13 protein-coding genes and 1 pseudogene are annotated in these 16,888 nt (G+C 68.0%); 9 read left to right on the forward strand and 5 right to left on the reverse strand.

What is annotated here, in order from left to right; all coding sequences use genetic code 11:
• The coding region (locus AB4Y76_RS19620) for a hypothetical protein (RefSeq protein WP_441928393.1) at window positions 1–450 on the forward strand (450 nt) is incomplete at its 5' end.
• Window positions 451–602: 152 nt separating this feature from the next.
• On the opposite strand, the gene AB4Y76_RS19625 is transcribed toward AB4Y76_RS19620, so the two are convergent.
• Window positions 603–866 (reverse strand): DUF2511 domain-containing protein, encoded by a 264-nt coding sequence (locus AB4Y76_RS19625; RefSeq protein ID WP_441928452.1) that lies wholly within the window; start codon window positions 864–866, stop codon window positions 603–605.
• A 306-nt stretch (window positions 867–1,172) separates the two neighbouring features.
• Window positions 1,173–1,304: pseudogene (locus tag AB4Y76_RS19630) on the reverse strand (DUF2510 domain-containing protein); the annotation flags it as partial.
• 129 nt (window positions 1,305–1,433) lie between these two features.
• Here AB4Y76_RS19630 and AB4Y76_RS19635 point away from each other — a divergent pair.
• Window positions 1,434–2,063: an HNH endonuclease gene (locus tag AB4Y76_RS19635; RefSeq protein ID WP_441928394.1), complete on the forward strand. Its 630-nt coding sequence runs from the start codon at window positions 1,434–1,436 to the stop codon at window positions 2,061–2,063.
• A 309-nt stretch (window positions 2,064–2,372) separates the two neighbouring features.
• On the opposite strand, the gene AB4Y76_RS19640 is transcribed toward AB4Y76_RS19635, so the two are convergent.
• Window positions 2,373–3,395: an AraC family transcriptional regulator ligand-binding domain-containing protein gene (locus tag AB4Y76_RS19640; protein WP_441928396.1), complete on the reverse strand. Its 1,023-nt coding sequence runs from the start codon at window positions 3,393–3,395 to the stop codon at window positions 2,373–2,375.
• Window positions 3,396–3,496: 101 nt separating this feature from the next.
• Here AB4Y76_RS19640 and AB4Y76_RS19645 point away from each other — a divergent pair, with 101 nt between their 5' ends.
• From AB4Y76_RS19645 to AB4Y76_RS19675, 7 genes are all read left to right on the forward strand, one after another.
• The gene (locus AB4Y76_RS19645; RefSeq protein ID WP_441928398.1) at window positions 3,497–5,053 is read left to right on the forward strand and encodes an AMP-binding protein; all 1,557 of its coding nucleotides are present in this window, start codon (window positions 3,497–3,499) and stop codon (window positions 5,051–5,053) included.
• A gap of 4 nt (window positions 5,054–5,057) precedes the next feature.
• Complete coding sequence (locus tag AB4Y76_RS19650) at window positions 5,058–6,299, forward strand: thiolase family protein (protein ID WP_441928400.1); 1,242 nt, start codon at window positions 5,058–5,060, stop codon at window positions 6,297–6,299.
• Window positions 6,300–6,308: 9 nt separating this feature from the next.
• A complete protein-coding gene (locus AB4Y76_RS19655) occupies window positions 6,309–8,081 on the forward strand; it encodes a DUF3556 domain-containing protein (RefSeq protein ID WP_441928402.1) in 1,773 nt (590 codons plus the stop codon).
• 7 nt (window positions 8,082–8,088) lie between these two features.
• The gene (locus tag AB4Y76_RS19660) at window positions 8,089–9,543 is read left to right on the forward strand and encodes a phytoene desaturase family protein (RefSeq protein WP_441928404.1); all 1,455 of its coding nucleotides are present in this window, start codon (window positions 8,089–8,091) and stop codon (window positions 9,541–9,543) included.
• Window positions 9,540–11,009, forward strand: coding sequence for an FG-GAP repeat domain-containing protein (locus tag AB4Y76_RS19665; protein WP_441928406.1), 1,470 nt, complete (start codon window positions 9,540–9,542; stop codon window positions 11,007–11,009). The genes AB4Y76_RS19660 and AB4Y76_RS19665 overlap by 4 nt, the downstream gene beginning before the upstream one ends.
• On the forward strand, window positions 11,006–11,554 hold the full coding sequence (locus AB4Y76_RS19670; protein WP_441928408.1) for an alpha/beta hydrolase: 549 nt from the start codon (window positions 11,006–11,008) through the stop codon (window positions 11,552–11,554). The genes AB4Y76_RS19665 and AB4Y76_RS19670 overlap by 4 nt, the downstream gene beginning before the upstream one ends.
• Window positions 11,555–12,168: 614 nt before the next feature.
• A complete protein-coding gene (locus tag AB4Y76_RS19675) occupies window positions 12,169–13,362 on the forward strand; it encodes a metallophosphoesterase (protein WP_441928410.1) in 1,194 nt (397 codons plus the stop codon).
• Between the two features lie 255 nt (window positions 13,363–13,617).
• On the opposite strand, the gene AB4Y76_RS19680 is transcribed toward AB4Y76_RS19675, so the two are convergent.
• Together AB4Y76_RS19680 and AB4Y76_RS19685 are read right to left on the reverse strand one after the other, a co-directional pair.
• Complete coding sequence (locus tag AB4Y76_RS19680; protein WP_441928412.1) at window positions 13,618–14,307, reverse strand: response regulator transcription factor; 690 nt, start codon at window positions 14,305–14,307, stop codon at window positions 13,618–13,620.
• Between the two features lie 5 nt (window positions 14,308–14,312).
• On the reverse strand, window positions 14,313–16,538 hold the full coding sequence (locus AB4Y76_RS19685) for an ABC transporter permease (RefSeq protein ID WP_441928414.1): 2,226 nt from the start codon (window positions 16,536–16,538) through the stop codon (window positions 14,313–14,315).
• Window positions 16,539–16,888: the final 350 nt, after the last annotated feature.

Below are 16,888 nucleotides of genomic sequence, written 5' to 3' on the forward strand. Positions count from 1 at the left end.
TTCAACGTCACGCCATGCTCACGGCGTCGGGCGACGTTCACGACGTCGTCACGGAACTCCTTGGGGAACGGCTTCGGCACGGGGCACATCCTTCCAGCGGCACCGCTCGGCACCACAGATCAGATGTCACCTATCCGTGCAGCAGACCCGATCGACCTGCGCCACCTAATGACCGGGACGTATATCGAGCGGCTGACCATTCACCATGCCACTGAGGCGATCCGCGATGTTCGCGCCGAGATGAAGAAGTGGACAGACGGCATCCGTGGCCTGAGCGTCGTCACTCGCGATGGCGACGAGAAGGACCGTCGCGACCGGGAGCGTTACCAACAGAATCAGGAACGCATCAAGCGGCAGCGTGCCGAGCGAGAAGCCGCGCAGAATGCGCCGGAGGAGGCCGAAGGGCGCGCTGGGGATGAACCGTCACCCGGCGAGAATGACGGGAAGTGAGCCAACGGATTCAGGCAGATTGCAGGTCAATGCCAGCGCCGTCACCTTGGCTGCCAGTAGTCCGACAAACGCCGAGCAAGGAAGCGAGGCTGCCTTGAGGCGAGAGCAATAAGGGGTAGGCATTAAGCGCGTACAACGCTCAAGAGGCTGAGTTAGTTGTCACCGCACTGTGAGAGGCCATAATCGATGATCGGGCTAAGATCGATCCGCTGGCCGGGGAAGTCGGGATGTGCGGGCGCAGCCCAGAGCGGTCTTATGTTCTTCTTCCAGCCGTTGACGCCTGACTCGGTCATCGCTGTGCCGTTTACGGCGTAGGTCACGCCGTCAGATCGAGCGATCACCGCATCGTTGATGCATCGCACCTCAATTGAAGGAACTGTGAGCGGCCACCGTTTTCCGTACATCGTCTTCGTCAACGTGCACCAACTCTTGCAATCAACTCCGGGGACCGGAATCGCATTCGAGTCAACGGTTCGTGTCGGAGTCGGACTTGATTCTGGCGGCTCTGGCGAGTTCTGGCCGGTGTCTGTCGCCGCGCTCTCGTCACTCTGCGTATGAGCAGCGGCGGCAACTGCCGTGATGAAGAGACCAACTGCGACCAACGCAGCGAATCCAGACATCAATTTGTGTCGAGAAACCCAACCCGTAAGGCGCTGCCAGTCGCTCGGGCCTGTTGCCTGCACGGGACTCGCAGGTGCCGACGTGGGAGGTTGTGGCGGTTGCGGCGCACCAGAGACGTGATGGGTCCATTGACGCCCATCCCACCAACGCAATCCAGCGTTGCCCGAAGGATCGGCGTACCAACCTGGCGGAGTCGAGCCACTAGACGCGGGAGGGGCCTGCCGATCAGTCACGATCTGAGGGTATCCATGTTGTCAGCAACGAGAGCGAGGTTCAGAAAGACATTCGCGCGAGGGATGGGCCGCAACCGGCGTTCGTAGGGAAACCGCGACTTTGACGGTTGTGAGTGCCAGCATGGAATCGTGGAGAACGAGTTCAAGGTTGTTCCCCTGCCGACGCGCGTGCGCCCGCGCGCTCCGCGCAAGAAGCGACCCTCCACACCTGCTGCCGTGACTGTCACGTTCCTGTGCCCCAATTGCGAAGCCCGGTTTAGACCTCCGAACCTCCGTCGTGTCTACTGCTCGCTGCGATGTGAGTCCGAGGCTTCTTATGTGCGTCGTCACCGGCGCGTTTTGGTCAGATTCCCGGACGGCGACATTCCTGAGGACATTGCGTATGCGTTGCGGATTCAGCGAGCACACACGTTGAGCGGTGGCTACGACGATCAGGCGCACCGGCTGCCGAACGAGATTCGATCTGCCGTGATGGAGCGTGAGAACGGACTGTGCTGCCAATGCGGTGAGCCCGGCGAGGAAATCGACCATATCGACGGGCCGTCGAGCGACCTGTCGAATCTTCAATACCTCTGCCGAGGGTGTCACCATGCGAAGACGGACACGAACTTGAAGCCGATCACTGACGATGAGGTCGAGGCGCGGCGTGACGACCTGTTCTTGCGTGTGTACGGGGACGAGGTTCTTCACCCCTCTGACGCCGAGGACTGGCCGGAAGTCTGGCGATCCTGGCGCAAGCAACACACGTTGCCCGATTGACCACGACCTCATGCCCGTGGTCGTCGGCGCCGATGGCGCGCGCCGTGGGTTCATCGGAGTCCACCGAGAGTCCACGGGACGGGCATGAATGGACCGGAACGGACTCCAATGGCCCGGAGGTCCATAGGGCCTCTGACCTGCGTAAACGGAAGCGGTATCCAGCGGTCCGGAACGGACGACAAGCCGTGAGTAAGTCCTACGACATCTGAGCACCAACCTGGCTGAGCACAGTCGAGACCATCGGACGGGCCGTCGATCTTCGGATCGGCGGCCCGTTTGCCTTCTGCCGATGCGACCCGTCCGACCCGCCTATCCCAGTGCGGCCTGCTGCGCCCGCCAGGCACGTGGCGACATGCCCGTCCACCGCCGAAACGCGTGGGAGAACGAGCTCTGCTCGACGTAGCCGAGGAGGCCTGCGATGTCCGAGGCCGGCAGAGTCGGGTCCTTCAACAGCGTCATCGCCTGCTCGCGTCGTACGTCGTCGACCATTCTCTCGAAGACGAGCCCCTTCGCGGCGAGCCGTCGCTGCAGCGTTCGGACGCTGACGAACTGGTGGGGTGCGATCACTGCGAGCGTGCATCCGCCGGTCGGCAGGAGCTCGCGGATGAGGGCCATGATCTGGTGCTCCAGGCCGAGCTCGGAGGAGGCGATGATCTGGTCGAGGTAGCCGGTCAGCAACGCCTTGAGCTCGGGGTTGTTGCTGTTCATGAGCCGCGCCAGGTCGGAGGCGCGGTAGTCCACGCCGTAGTCGTCCTCGCCGAAGCTGGCCGAGCAGCCGAAGACCTCTTCGTAGTGTGCGACCGGCAGCAGGGGTTCCTGTGAGAAGCGGACACCTCCGAGTCGGGCGTCGGGTCCGGCAAGGACGCGCAGGACGTTGACGGCGATCGCGACGATCCATTCCTGGAACTGCCGGGTGTCTCCGTGGCCGAGTCGTTCGCGGGCGTACGTCGTACGGAGACCCTCCGGGGTGTCGGTCATCGAGATGCCCAGCGCGGGGTTGAGCAGGTTCAGGTAGCGGATTCCGGAGACGTACGCGTCCCGGACGGTTGCGGACTGCTGGACTGCGACCGTGACCGGTCCCATCGGCTCCGCCCAGTGGGCAAGGCCCACGCGCAGCCCGAAGTCAGGACACCCGAAATCGGCGGCGCAGGCCTCGAGCAGCTGCACGAAGAGACGGGCGGGCACCAGGTCCTGCCCGTGGTCGGTTCGCTGCAGCGAGAGGTGGAATCGCCGTTCGTACGCGGCCGGGTCGCCGCCGAACTCCTCGACCACCTCGGCCAGCCCGTGCAGCACCCAGGCACGCATGAAGAACCCGTCGGATCCGGTCGACACAGGTGTCATGAGATCACAAATAGGTGGCATTCGAGAACAACACTCGAGGTCCTTGGCGAACCTACGCTCGCGTCACTACCGAGACCCAGAGGAGCCCACCCGTGGCGACCATCGACTTCTTCGACCGAGGCTGGCGCATCAATCCGACCGGGGTGGCCTACGTCCAGGACGAGACGAGCTACACCTTCACCGAGGCCGGTGAGCTGTCCTGCCGGATCGCGAACGCGTTGGTGGCGGACGGCTTCACGACCGGGACCAACGGCGCGGTCTGGGCCGGCAACGACGTCACCGCGTGGCTGTGCACCCTCGGCATGTGGCGCGCGAACCAGGCTTGCATCCCGGTCGATGCCCACAAGACGGCGGAGGGGAACCGCGCCATCCTGGACGACTTCGACTGCGAGATCGTCTTCTTCCAGGCCTCCTTCGCGCCGGCGATCACCGAGGTGCGCGCACGGTTGCCCAAGGTCCGGCGCTGGGTCTGCATCGACGCAGAGGTCCCGGGCGCGGTCTCGCTGGAGGACTGGATCGCCGATCAACCGCACACCGACCCGGCCATCCCGGTCTCCCCCGACGATACCGTGATGCTCTCCTCGACCGGCGGGACGACCGGCAAGCCCAAGGGTGTGATGAACACCCATCGGAGCGTCCAGACCTTCGTGGCGCACTTCATGCTCGCCTTCCCGTACGGCGTCCACGAGAAGCCGGTGAACCTGGCCGCGGCTCCGATGACGCACACAGCGGGAGTGCTGACCCTCCCTGCAACCGCGCAGGGCGGCACCGTCGTGGTGGTCACCAGCCCACAGGCCGGGCCGATCCTGGAACAGATCGCCAAGCAGGAAGTGACCGAGTTCTTCCTGCCGCCGACCGTGATCTACCGGTTGCTGGAGGTCCCCGGGATCGAGCAGGTCGACTTCTCCTCGCTCAAGTACTTCATCTACGGCGCAGCGCCGATGTCGGTGGAGAAACTCCGCAAGGCGATCTCTGTCTTCGGCCCGGTGATGGCTGGCGCGTACGGCCAGACCGAGGCTCCTGCCTCGATCGCGTACCTGCCCCCCGCCGAGCACTTCCAGGACGGCGTTGTCGCCGGCGACGAGCGGCTCTCCTCCGCAGGACGCCCCGGAGTCCTCATCCGGGTCGAGATCCTGGACGACGACAACCGGGTCCTGGGCCAGGGCGAGACCGGCGAGATCTGCGTGCGCGGCGACCTGGTGATGAAGGGCTACTACAAGGCGCCGGAATTGACCGCCCGGACCATCGTCGACGGCTGGCTGCACACCGGCGACATCGGCCACCTGGACGCCGACGGCTACCTGCACATCACCGACCGCAAGAAGGACATGATCATCAGCGGCGGCTTCAACGTGTACCCCAGCGAGGTGGAGCAGGTCATCTGGTCCCACCCAGGAGTGCAGGACTGCGCCGTGATCGGCGTCCCCGACGAGGACTGGGGCGAGGCCGTGAAGGCCGTGGTCGAGCTCAACCCCGGCGAGACCGTGACCTCCGAGGAGCTCATCGCGCTGTGCAAGCGCGAGCTCGGCAGCGTCCGTACACCGAAGACGGTCGACTTCGTCGACGCCCTCCCGCGCAGCACCGTCGGCAAGGTGCTCAAGAAGGACCTCCGAGACATCTACTGGGCCGAGACCGCGAGAGCGATCTGAGCCGATGACCGACATCTACATCGCCGGCGCAGCGATGACCGTATTCGGGCGTCACCGCGACCGCACGCTCACCGATCTCACCGGTGAGGCGCTCGAGGGGGCGACCAAGGACGCCGGGTGCCACGTCTCCGACCTCGGCGTCGCCTACTACTCCGGGATGACGAACGGCCCCCTGCAGGGCCAGCACGCGATCCCCGGACAGGTGGTGCTCAGCAAGCTCGGCATCGACAGCATCCCGATCTTCAACGTGGAGAACGCCTGCGCCTCGGGGAGCACGGCCGTGCACCTCGCGGTACAGAGCCTCAAGGCCGGCAGCACCGACGTCGCTCTCGCCATCGGCGCGGAGAAGATGAACGTCCCCGACAAGACCGTCGCGATGGCGCTCTTCGAGGCCGGCTGGGACGTGTCCCGCGCTGAGGAGAACTACGAGGGCATAGTCCGGATGGGCGACGGCGTGACGGTGCCGGCGGGCTCGGAGTCGGAGAAGCCGTACAGCCGCTTCATGGGGATCTACGGCGCACTCTCCCGGCACCACATGAGGACTTGGGGCACGACGCAGCGCCAGATCGCCGCGGTGTCGGCCAAGAACCACCAGCACTCGGTGCACAATCCGTACTCGCAGTTCAGGACGGCGTACACGGTGGACGAGATCCTGGCCGCGCCGCCGATCACCTACCCGCTGACCCTCCCGATGTGCTCGCCGTTGTCCGACGGTGCCGCCGCGGTCATCGTCTGCACCGAGGAGGGGCTGAAGCGCATCGGTGCCGACCGGAGCCGCTCCGTGCGGGTCGCCGCCAGCGTCATGCGCAGCTTCTCGGGCCGCACCCTGGATCGGCCCGACCTTCATGTCGGCCGGCTGGCGGCCGAGGCGGCCTACGAGACGGCCGGCCTCGGACCCGGCGACATGCACGTCGCCGAGGTGCACGACGCCACCGCGATGGGCGAGATCATCCAGGCCGAGAACCTCGGCCTGGCTGCCCCTGGCCAGGGTGGCGTCTGCGCTGAGCGTGGTGACTTCACCCTCGGCGGCCGTATCCCCGTCAATCCGTCCGGGGGCCTGGAGTCCAAGGGGCACCCGATCGGGGCGACCGGGCTCGGCCAGCTCTACGAGCTCGTGACCCAGCTGCGCGGTGAGGCCGGCGCCCGCCAGGTGGCCGGTGCGCGCCATGCCGTCCAGGAGAACGGCGGAGGCTTCCTCGGCATCGAGGAAGCCGCCGTCGCCGTCCACGTCCTGACCAAGAACTGAGGAAGACCCATGTCTGCGCAGAAGCCCATGCTGACCCCACCCCCGCTACCCGTCGACGTGGAGTCGTGGAAGCGGTTGCCTCGGCACGAGAAGATCAGGCCGCTGGCCCGGGACTGGGTGGAGAACGGTGTCGGTGCCCCTGCGCCGATCTACCTCCTCTACGTCCTCAAGCTCATCGCCTTCGCCGTCGGCGGTCTGCTCGTCCTGGCGGCCACGCCGGGCATCGGCGGCGTCACGGATGTCGCCGACTGGTGGCACGAGCCGATCGTCTACCAGAAGCTGGTCATCGGGATCTGGCTCTTCGAGATGATGGGCCTCGGTGGGTCCTTCGGCCCACTCACCTTCAAGTTCCTCCCGCCCCTGGTCGCTCCGCTGCACTGGTTCCGGCCCGGCACCATCCGGCAGCCGCCCTGGCCCCGCGTGGTGCCGCTCACCCGGGGCGACCGTCGCAGCGGGGTCGACGTGCTGCTGGCGGCGGTCGCGGCCGGCCTCATGGTCTGGCTGCTGGCGTCACCGGGATCGGGGCCGGTCCCGCCCGGGGCATCGGCCGGGTTGCTGGACAAGCAGGTCGTCCTCGCGCTCGTCGTGACGATGCTGGCGATCGGGCTGCGCGACAAGGTCCTCTACATCGCCAGCCGGGCAGACGTCTACCTCGTCTCGACCGTGATCTTCCTGTTCCCCTACGACCAGATGATGATCGGCCTCAAGCTGGCGCTGGTCGCCGTCTGGGTCGGAGCCGGAGTCTCGAAGCTCACCCACGTCTTCCCGTACGTCGTGGCCACCATGACGAGCAACGCGCCGCTGCGTCCGAAGTGGTTCAAGCGGGCGATGTACCGGGACCCGGTCAACGACCTGCGGCCGAGCAGGTTCGCGTTCGGGTTCGCCCACAGCGGGACGGTCGTGGAGATCGCGCTGCCGCTGGTGATGCTCTTCTCACACGGCGGGACCGTGTCGTTGGTCGCGGTGGCGATCATCGTGATCTTCCACCTGCACATCATCTCCAACGTGCCGCTCGCCGTGCCGAACGAGTGGAACGTCTACATGCTCGCCGCAGCGATCTTCCTCTTCTGGAGCCATGCCGACGTCGCCGTGAGCGACCTGAGCAACCCGCTGCTCATCGCGCTGCTGGCGGTCGGCGTCGCAGGGCCGGTGGTCCTCGGCAACCTCCGTCCGGATCTCGTCTCGTTCGTGATCGCGATGCGGTACTACGCGGGCACCTGGCCTGCCAGCCTGTGGTGCTTCCGCGGTGAGTCGTGGCGCCGGCTCAGCGAAGACGTCACGAAGGCGTCCGGTCTGGCCGACGAGCAGCTGGAGCGCATCTACGGTGCGGACTACTCCCTGGTCACCCGGTACCGGATGAGCACCTTCCGGTCGTTCTTCCCGGCCGGCATGGCTCTCAACGGGCTGCTCCGGCGGGCCGTGGACGACGTCGAGGCCTACGCCATCATCGACGGCGAGATCATCGCCTCGGCAGTCAACGGCTGGAACATGGGCGACGGACACATGCACAACGAGCAGCTGCTCGAGGCCGTCCAGCGGCGCTGCGGGTTCGCACCCGGTGAGCTGGTGCTGGTGCACGTGGAGTCGCAGCCTCTGAACAAGAACCGGATGGCCTACCGGATCGTCGATTCGGCACTCGGCCGGCTGGAGGCCGGCACGGTCCCGGTCGAGCCGATGCTGAAGCGTCAGCCGTGGGACGACGCGCCGGTTCCGGTGACGTTGACCGGCCCGACCACCGCTCCCGGGGCACTGCTCGATCCCTCCCTCTCCGAGGCGGAGTAGGCGCGGCATGACCAACGCTGTCGTTGTGGGAGCAGGTCCGAACGGGCTTGCCGGCGCGATCACCCTGGCCCGCCAGGGTGTCCACGTCACCGTGCTCGAGGCCGCCGCTACGCCCGGAGGGGGCGCGCGCAGCAGTGAGCTGACGGTGCCCGGCCTGGTCCACGACCACTGCTCGGCGGTGCATCCGCTGGGGATCGGGTCGCCGTTCATGCAGACGATCGAGGGCCTGGACTGGGCTTGGCCCGACATCGATCTCGCGCACCCGCTGGACGACGGCTCGGCCGGGCTCATGCACCGCTCGCTCACGGAGACCGCGCAAGGGCTCGGCGTGGACGGGCCCTCGTGGGCACGCCTTTTCGGGCCGCTCTCCGAGGACTTCGACCTGCTGGCCGGGGAGCTGTTGCAGCCCCTCCTGCACGCACCGAGGCACCCCGTCGCGATGGCTCGCTACGGCGCCCGCGCGCTGCTTCCGGCCACCCGGCTCGCCCGGCGTTGGAGGACGCCGCAGGCGCGAGCCCTGTACGGCGGTGTGGCCGCGCACCTGTTCCACCCGCTCACCAGCCCGACCTCGGCAGGACTCGGCCTGATGATGGTCGCCTCCGGCCACCGCTACGGGTGGCCGGTCGCCCGAGGCGGCTCGCAATCGATCACCGACACGTTGGTGGCTACCCTCGAGGCGCTCGGCGGCAAGGTTGTCACCGGGGTCCAGGTGCGGACGCTCGCGCAACTCGGTTCCCCCGACGTCGTCCTGCTGGACACCTCGCCGCGCGGTGCGGCGGAAATCCTGGGAGACGCGTTGCCGCGCCGTGTCGGGCGCGCCTACCGGCGTTTCCGGCACGGGCCCGCGGCGTTCAAGGTCGACTTCGCGATCGACGGCCACATCCCGTGGCGCAACGAGGCCTGCCGTCGAGCCGGCACCGTGCACCTCGGCGGGGACCTGAAGGAGATCGTGCACACCGAGGCAGAGATCCACCGCGGCCGGATGCCCGAGCAGCCGTTCGTGCTCGTCGGGCAGCAGTACCTCGCCGACCCGACGCGATCGGCGGGCGCCCTCAACCCGATCTGGGCCTACGCCCACGTGCCGCACGGCTACCCGGGCGACGCGACCGAGGCCGTCGTGAAGCAGATCGAGCGGTTCGCACCGGGCTTCCGGGAGCAGATCGTGGCGACCTCGCAACGCACCACCGAGGGCTTCTCGGCGTACAACGCCAACTACGTCGGCGGCGACATCATCACCGGTGCCAACAGTCCCCGCCAGCTGGTGTTCCGGCCCCGGGTGGCGCTGGCCCCCTACCGGACCGGGGTTCCGGGCGTGTTCCTCTGTTCGGCGGCGACGCCCCCCGGTGCCGGTGTCCACGGCATGTGCGGCTTCAACGCGGCCCGGTCCGCGCTCGGACACCTCGAAGGACGCACTCGAAAGACCGCCGTCGTGCGATCCACCCAAGGGAGTCACCACCGATGAACCATCCGACGTACGGGATCACTGGCAAGCGGACGTGGCTGCTCCTGGTCACGATCGTGGTCGCGGTGCTCCTTCCGGCAGCGCCGTCGACGGCGAAGGGCGGCGACGACATCCAGTTCGCGCCTGCGCAGGACTATCCCTCCTCGACGGTCACCTACAACGGGACGGCCAGCCCGGGAGCCATCACGCACCTGTATCGCAACGGGAAGGCCGACAAGTACGCCGACCTGGTCATCGCGAACATCGTCGGCGGCCCGGTCGTGCTGTACGGCGTCGGCGGCGGAAGGTTCTCCGAGCGCCATGTCCTCAACAACTCCGACACCGATGCCTCGGCGGTCTCCGTCGCCGACTTCGACGCCGACGGCGTCCCCGACATCGTGTCCGGCGGCTACACCACCGGTCGCCTCACGGTGATGCTCGGGCGACGGGACGGGTCTTACCACGTCAGTGGCCAATACCTCCTCGAAGGCGTCTGGCCCTCCCAGTTCCAGGTCGCCGACCTCAACCGCGACGGCCACCTCGACATCGCCACGTCGGCGTACGTGGGGAGCCGTGTCACGATCCTGCTGGGCAAGGGCGACGGCACCTTCCGCCGGGCGCCGTCGGCCCCGAGCACCATCCTGGCGCTGGCCGTGCTGATCGCCGACTTCAACGGCGACAAGGTCCCGGACATGGCCGTGACCGAGTCGATCCCGACGCTGGGCCCGCTCAGCGGGTCGAAGAACCTGCTCCACGGCACCGTGAAGATCCTGCTCGGCAACGGAGACGGCACGTTCCGCGCCCAGGGCACCCATCCGATCGGCGTGTTGTCCGAGACGATTCGGTACGCCGATCTCAACGAGGACGGCAAGGGAGACCTCGTTGTCCTCAACGCGTTGATCGGGAACGACGCATCGATCCTCTACGGCCTCGGCGGCGGACGCTTCGCGCCCGAGAAGCGCATGCACCTCGGTGGACCCGACTCTGTCGAGGTCCTCGACGTGCGAACGGCCGACGGTGCCGAAGGCCTGCAGCTGGTCGACTTCAACAGGGACGGCCACCTCGACATGGTCGTCACCCAGATGATCTCGAGCACCCTGGTGGTCTTCAAGGGTGACGGACACGGACACTTCGACCTGGTCGGGCAGCAACCCGTCACGGGGTTCCCCGAGGACCTGATGGCCGGCGACCTCGACGGCGACGGCTGCCAGGACCTCGCCGTCCCGGGGAACGTCCCGCCGATCGGACCTGCGGACATCGGCGTGGCACGGGTGTCGGTCCTGCTGAACCGGTCGTCGGGATGCCGGGCGCCGGCCACGAACAGTGCTGGGGCACCGGGCTCCGCCGGCGGAGGGCCGAGCACCCACGAGGCACCGGGGCCCGTCGAGGGCGCGGCACCGTCCCAGCCGGAGACGGACGTCCACGTATCGGTGGTAGAGGTCGTGCTCCCGGCATGGCTGAAGGACGTGCTCGGAGTATGGCGATGAGCCCGCACCGGGACCACCGCGAGGTCACCTTCCTCAGTGCCGGCGTCCGGTGCGGGGCGTGGCACGTACCTGCCGCCGATGACAGGCTCGCCGCCGCAGGTCGCCCGTGCGCCGTGATGGCGCACGGGTTCGGAGGCACCCGGGACACCGGGTTACTCGGCTACGCCGAAGGTTTCGCTTCCGCGGGCCTCGATGTCCTCGTCTTCGACTATCGCGGCTTCGGCACGTCCGAGGGCATTCCGCGCCAGCCGGTCTCCTACCGTCATCAGCGCGCCGACTACGGCCTTCGCGACGCCCTCCGAGCCCTGCTCCGTCGTACGCCGCTGCGCACGCCCATGCTCGTGCAGGTCGGCGTGAACGACGCCGTCGCACCGCCGTGGGCTGCGCGGGCGGCAGCCGAGAAGGCGGGACGGTACGCCGAGGTCCTGAGCTACCCGGTCGACCACTTCGACGTCTACGAGGGCCCTTGGCAACGGCAGATCCTCGGTGACCAGCTCGACTTCCCGACCCGACGGCTGACCCGGAAGAGCGGGGCCACCGCATGAACGATCTCGCCAAGGCGATGCTCCCATTGCTGATCTTCTGGTCCTTGCCTCTCATTCCGGCACTCGTGGCCGCCGTTGCCGCGATCTTCGAGACAGTGACGTCACCTGCTCGTCGACGCAAGGCGCCTGCAGGGGACGTCCGAGCCAGCCCCGTGGCTTCCCCGCAGACGTCGACCGACGCTTCCACGAAGCCGAGCGTCGCCCCCGCAGGATTCGACTTTTCCCCGGATTTCCCCCACGGCCGCACCGATGAAGCACCTCACGAAAATCTATCCGCAGCTTGGATACCGCCAGAACGAGCGTGAATCACCTTTCTTCCGGTGCTACTACGACATCTGAGCAAAGAGGCGGAACTCGCCTCTGACGTGCAGCTCTACGGAACCCCGTCGACGTCTCCCCCGGTTTCCCCGGGCGGGCCTCCGGCGGGGGTTCCGGTGTTCGTGTGCCGCCCGCCAGGCCGATGCAGGGGTCGCCGCGGCGCGGCGGCACGAGGGCCGGACGAAGGCTGCCCCCACTGCCGTTGTTCGCCAAAGGTTCACGCCACGGACGACCTTCACGCCGAGGTTCTGGACATAGTTCCGTCGACCCCGACTCGATCCCCTCCCAGGAGCGTCATGCGTATCCCACTGTTCCCGGTCGTCGCCGCGAGCGCCGCCCTCATCGCCTTCCCCCTCGCCGCAAAGGCCGCCCCGGCCGACACCGGCAAGACGAGCACGCAGGGCTCGTTCGCCTACGCGGTCTACGGTGACGCGCCGTACGGAGTGAACCCGACCGACACCTCGGAGACCGCCGCGACACCGGCGTTCATCGACACGGTCAACGCCGACCCTGACGTCAGCGCCGTGGTCCACGTGGGCGACATCCACTCCGGCAAGCAGTACTGCACCGAGCGCTACGACCGGCAGGTCGCCGAGCTCTGGAGCCACTTCGCCGACCCGGTGGTCTACACCCCGGGCGACAACGAGTGGACCGACTGCCACAAGGCTGCCGAGGGCGGCGGCACTTACAACAAGACCACCGGGCAGGTCGATCTCGTCCGGGACGCGCACGGCGACCCGGTCGACTACGCCGGCGGAAACCCGGTTGCGAACCTCGCCCTGATCCGCTCGATCTTCTTCCCCCGGGCCGGCGCCACCCTGGGCAGGGGGGACCTGCGGACGTTGTCGCAGGCCACCGCGTTCGACCCGGCGTACCCCGCAGACGCGCAGTACATCGAGAACGTGATCTGGAAGCGGAAGGGCTTCGTCTTCGTCACCCTGAACATCCCGGGCGGCTCGAACAACGACACCGATCCCTGGTACGGCGCCTCGTCGATGAGCGCGGACCAGGCAGCCGAGTCGACCGCCCGCACGGCCGCCGACCTGCGCTGGCTGGACCGCGCCTTCCAGGTCGCCACCGACCAGGACGCGCAGGGCGTCGTCATCGTCCAGCAAGCCGACATGTGGGACCTCGACGGCAAGGCCGTCACGCACCTGGGCCAGTACGAGCCGCTCGTGAGCAGCATCGCCGCACACACCCGGGCGTTCGCCCGGCCGGTGCTGGCGCTCGAGGGCGACTCTCACGTCTACCGCTCCGACAACCCGCTGCAGCAGAATTCCGACTGCACCGGTGACGGGACCGTCTGCGACTCCGACGCCTGGACCAGCCACCCCGGCTACGACGTGCCGAACTTCCACCGCATCGTCGTCCACGGCAGCACCGTGCCGCTGGAGTACCTGAAGCTGACCGTCACCCCCGGCGCCGGCAAGCGGGCCACGACCGCGACGTCCTTCGGGCCGTTCTCCTGGTCGCGCCGCATGGAGAGCTGAGCCAACCACCGACCTTCCGCCGACGGCGGTCCCCTCAGCCACCGCCACCGCGCCGCCACGTACAACGCCTGGCGCCCGGACCTAGACGACGTGACGCCCGCGGCCAAGGCTACGGCGATCCGGGCAGGCCCACGGCTCGGTGCTCGCCGCGTTGCTGGCGGTCTCCGCGACCTTCCACGTCGGGATCAGCGTGCTGCGCGGCCGGGCGTTCGACACCAACACCCGGCGGATCGACGGGCTGAGCGACGCTGCGGATCATTCGTCCAGGCGGTATCCGTGCCCGCGGAGGGTGGTGATCTGTGGGACGCGTGCATCGCCGAGGTCAGGGTTCGCGAGCCGTTGCCTGAGAGCGGCGATGTGGACGTCGAGAGTCTTCGTCGATCCGAACCAGTTCTCGTCCCAGACGTCGCTCATGAGCTGCTCCCGGCTGACTGCGATGCCGGGGGCGGCTGCCAGACGTGCGAGAAGGTCGAACTCCTTGGGGCGCAGCTCGAGCTCACAGGCTCCGACACGGGCCCGGCGCGATATCGGATCGACCAAGAGGTCGCCGATCGTGAAGGGCTCGGCCCGGGTCTCCGGCGACGGCGCGCGGCGCAGGTGAGCACGGACTCTGGCCAGGAGCTCGGTCATCCGGAACGGCTTGAACAAGTAGTCGTCGGCGCCGGACTCGAGTCCCACCACGACGTCCATTTCGTCGCGACGGGCGGTGAGCATGACGATGACGCACTCGGGTTGCCGGTCGCGCAGAGTCCGACAGACATCGACGCCGTCGATGTCGGGGAGTTGCAGGTCCAACAAGACCAGGTCGAACGTGGTCTCTTTCGTGGCCTGAAGGGCCCCGTATCCGGTTCGTTGCCAAGTGGGTCGATGCCCGTTCGCACGAAGGGAGGTTTCGAGGAGTCGGCCGATCTTCTCGTCGTCCTCGACCACCAAGACCGCTGCCATGGTTCTCAGGTTAGGGATTCGCGCAAGCCTTCGCGCGCCGAGCGTCGGGCGATGCACAGCACGAGGTGGGCCGCGGCTGCGGTCGCAAGCGTGGCTCCGACGACCACCGCGACGACGTACGTCCAGGGTTGGGCAAGCGTGCTGGGAGGCGGGTCGAAGACCCCGGTGAGCATGGTGACGAGCAGCCGGGACATCCCCCAGCCGGTGATCAGGCCGGTGACCACCCCGAGTGTGATGACGACCGCGGGTTCGGCCCAGGCGATCCGGGTGAGCTGCGTGGGTCGAGCCCCAACTGCGGTCAGGATCGCCAAAGTGCGGCGTCGCTCGTTCAACGACAGGGCCAGCACCAGTCCGCCCGCGGCCCCGGCGAGCAGTACGGCGAAGACGAGGTCGAGGCGAGCCAAGCCGGACATGTCAATCGAGGTCAGCGACGAGCTGACCAGGCCACGAGCCTGATCCAACGTCCCGACGGTCGGCCCCGGCCCGAGCAGAGCACGGAGGCGACCGGCGACCTCGCTTCGTGAGCCGTCGGTGCGGACGAGGACGGTGGACACGGCGCTGTCGGTGGTCTGACGGCCGAGGTAGGAGGCGTTGGCGACGATGAAGCTGTCCTTCGGCGCGGTCGGGAACTCGTTCACGATCCCGACGTAGGTGAAGGTGACGGGGAGGTACCGGCCGGTGCTCTGGTCCTGGAGGCGGAGCTTGAGCGTGTCTCCCTGCGACAGCTGGTAGTCGTTGACGGTCTCGGCGCTGACCAACGCACCGTTGGGGGTGGCCGCGAGCCGATGGAGCATCTCGGAGGCCGACGCGCCCTGGAAGTAGGGATCCTGGAGCGAAGTCGCGTCGGTGATCCGTGCTGGGTCGATGCCGTAAAGGTCCTGCAGGTCGCTGCCGACGTAGGCGTACCTGTGCATGAGCGGTTGAGCGGCTGCGACGCCGGGGACTCGTTCAAGCCGCCGGGTCAGTGCGCTGGTGGCGGGCGTGCCCGGCGGCTCGGTCACGGTGACGTCTGCTCCGTTGGTGAGTTGGGCGTCGGCTTCGGCTTGTTGTTGGTAGGTCGCGTTGAAGGTGGCGGTACTGATCGCGAACGCGAGCGCGAGACCGAGGAGCGCGACCGAGCGCGCGACCAGGCTGCGCTGACGGCTGAGCATCAGCGCCGCCGTGCCTGCGAGGCGGCCGCTCACCGGACGCAGACCCCGAGCCAGGAGGGGTCGGCCGGGGCCTACGAGGAGGTCGGCGACCCGCCAGGTGGCGAGCGCGGCGGCGATCCACGCGAGTCCCGGGGCGAGGAACGCCCAGTAACTCACCGAGACCGTCGGGACGCCCTCGGGGGCCAGCACCAACTGGTACTTGTTGTGACCGGCGGCCAGGACGAGCAGGGCGACGACAGCGAGCAGGAACACGTCGAGTCCGTAGGCCAGCCACTTCGGTCGGGTCGAACCTGCACGCGTCGGCGCCCGGCCGGAGATCTCGCTCCGGGCCGGCACGGCCACGGCCGCGAGTGCCACCACGAGTCCCACCACAACGGCTCCTCCGGCCCAGATCAACGAGGTTCCGGTGGTGGCGCCGAACGCCGGTGACCCGAACATGACTCCCCCGGTGAACGCCGCAGCGGCGATGCCGGCCACCGCGCCAGCGGCGCCGACCACGAACGTCTCGGCGAGCACGAGCGTCCACAGGGTCCAGCTGGTGGCGCCGCGCGTACGCAGCAGCGCGTATTCGCTCTGCCTGCGTGCGGCACCGGAGCGCGCGACCGCTGCGCTCACCAGGGCGGCGAGCATCGCCCCCGGCAGACCCAGGAACAAGAACAGAAGCCGGGCGTACGCCGCGTCCTCGCGGGCGCTGCCGAGCACGGTGCCGAGGTTGTCCCCGACGACAGCCGTCCCGCCGGAGGCGAGCTCGAGGTGCCGGGCAGCGCCCGTTTCCCGCAGGTACGCCGTTGACGGGTCCGCAGGAAGGGCGTGCTCGCGGCGCGCGTGGATCTGCGTGACGATGCCTGGTCGTCCGGCGTAGACCTGGTCGAACTCCGGTGCAGGGACGAGAAGAACGTTGTCGGGTGGCGCGGAGAGCTGGCTCTGGGGCGGTGCGCCGACCTTCTGGAACAGGGAGTCAGCTTGGGGAAGCTCGACGACGCCGACGATCCGGACCGAGTACGGCGGGGCGCCGGCGCGGCGTACCCGGACGGTGTCCCCGACCTGGACCTGGAGGTTGGCTGCTGTCTGCTGCGCCACGACGGCACCGTCGAGCCTGCCGGTCAGGACACGGATCGCGAGCGGAAAGGTCCTCGACCAGCTGGTGGGGACACCAAGGACCTGACCGGCGCCAGTGGTCTGGGTCGTCCCTCGCGTCGTGGCCTGGAATCCGGGCGTGCCGGCGAACCTGACGGGGACAGCCCTTAGTGTGCCTGGATCGGCCCGGACGGCATTGAGCACCGTAATCGGTGATCCGTTCGTCACCTGCGCCTGCCAGTCGATGGCAACACCCGCCGAGGCATGGCGGGCCATCGCTGCCGTCGTGGCTGCGATGAAGCTCCCGAGGCTCGCGAGCAGGCACACGGCCAGGCCGATACCCAGCGCTGCCG

The organism is Marmoricola sp. RAF53, assembly GCF_052114005.1.
Classification (GTDB): Bacteria; Actinomycetota; Actinomycetes; order Propionibacteriales; family Nocardioidaceae; genus Marmoricola.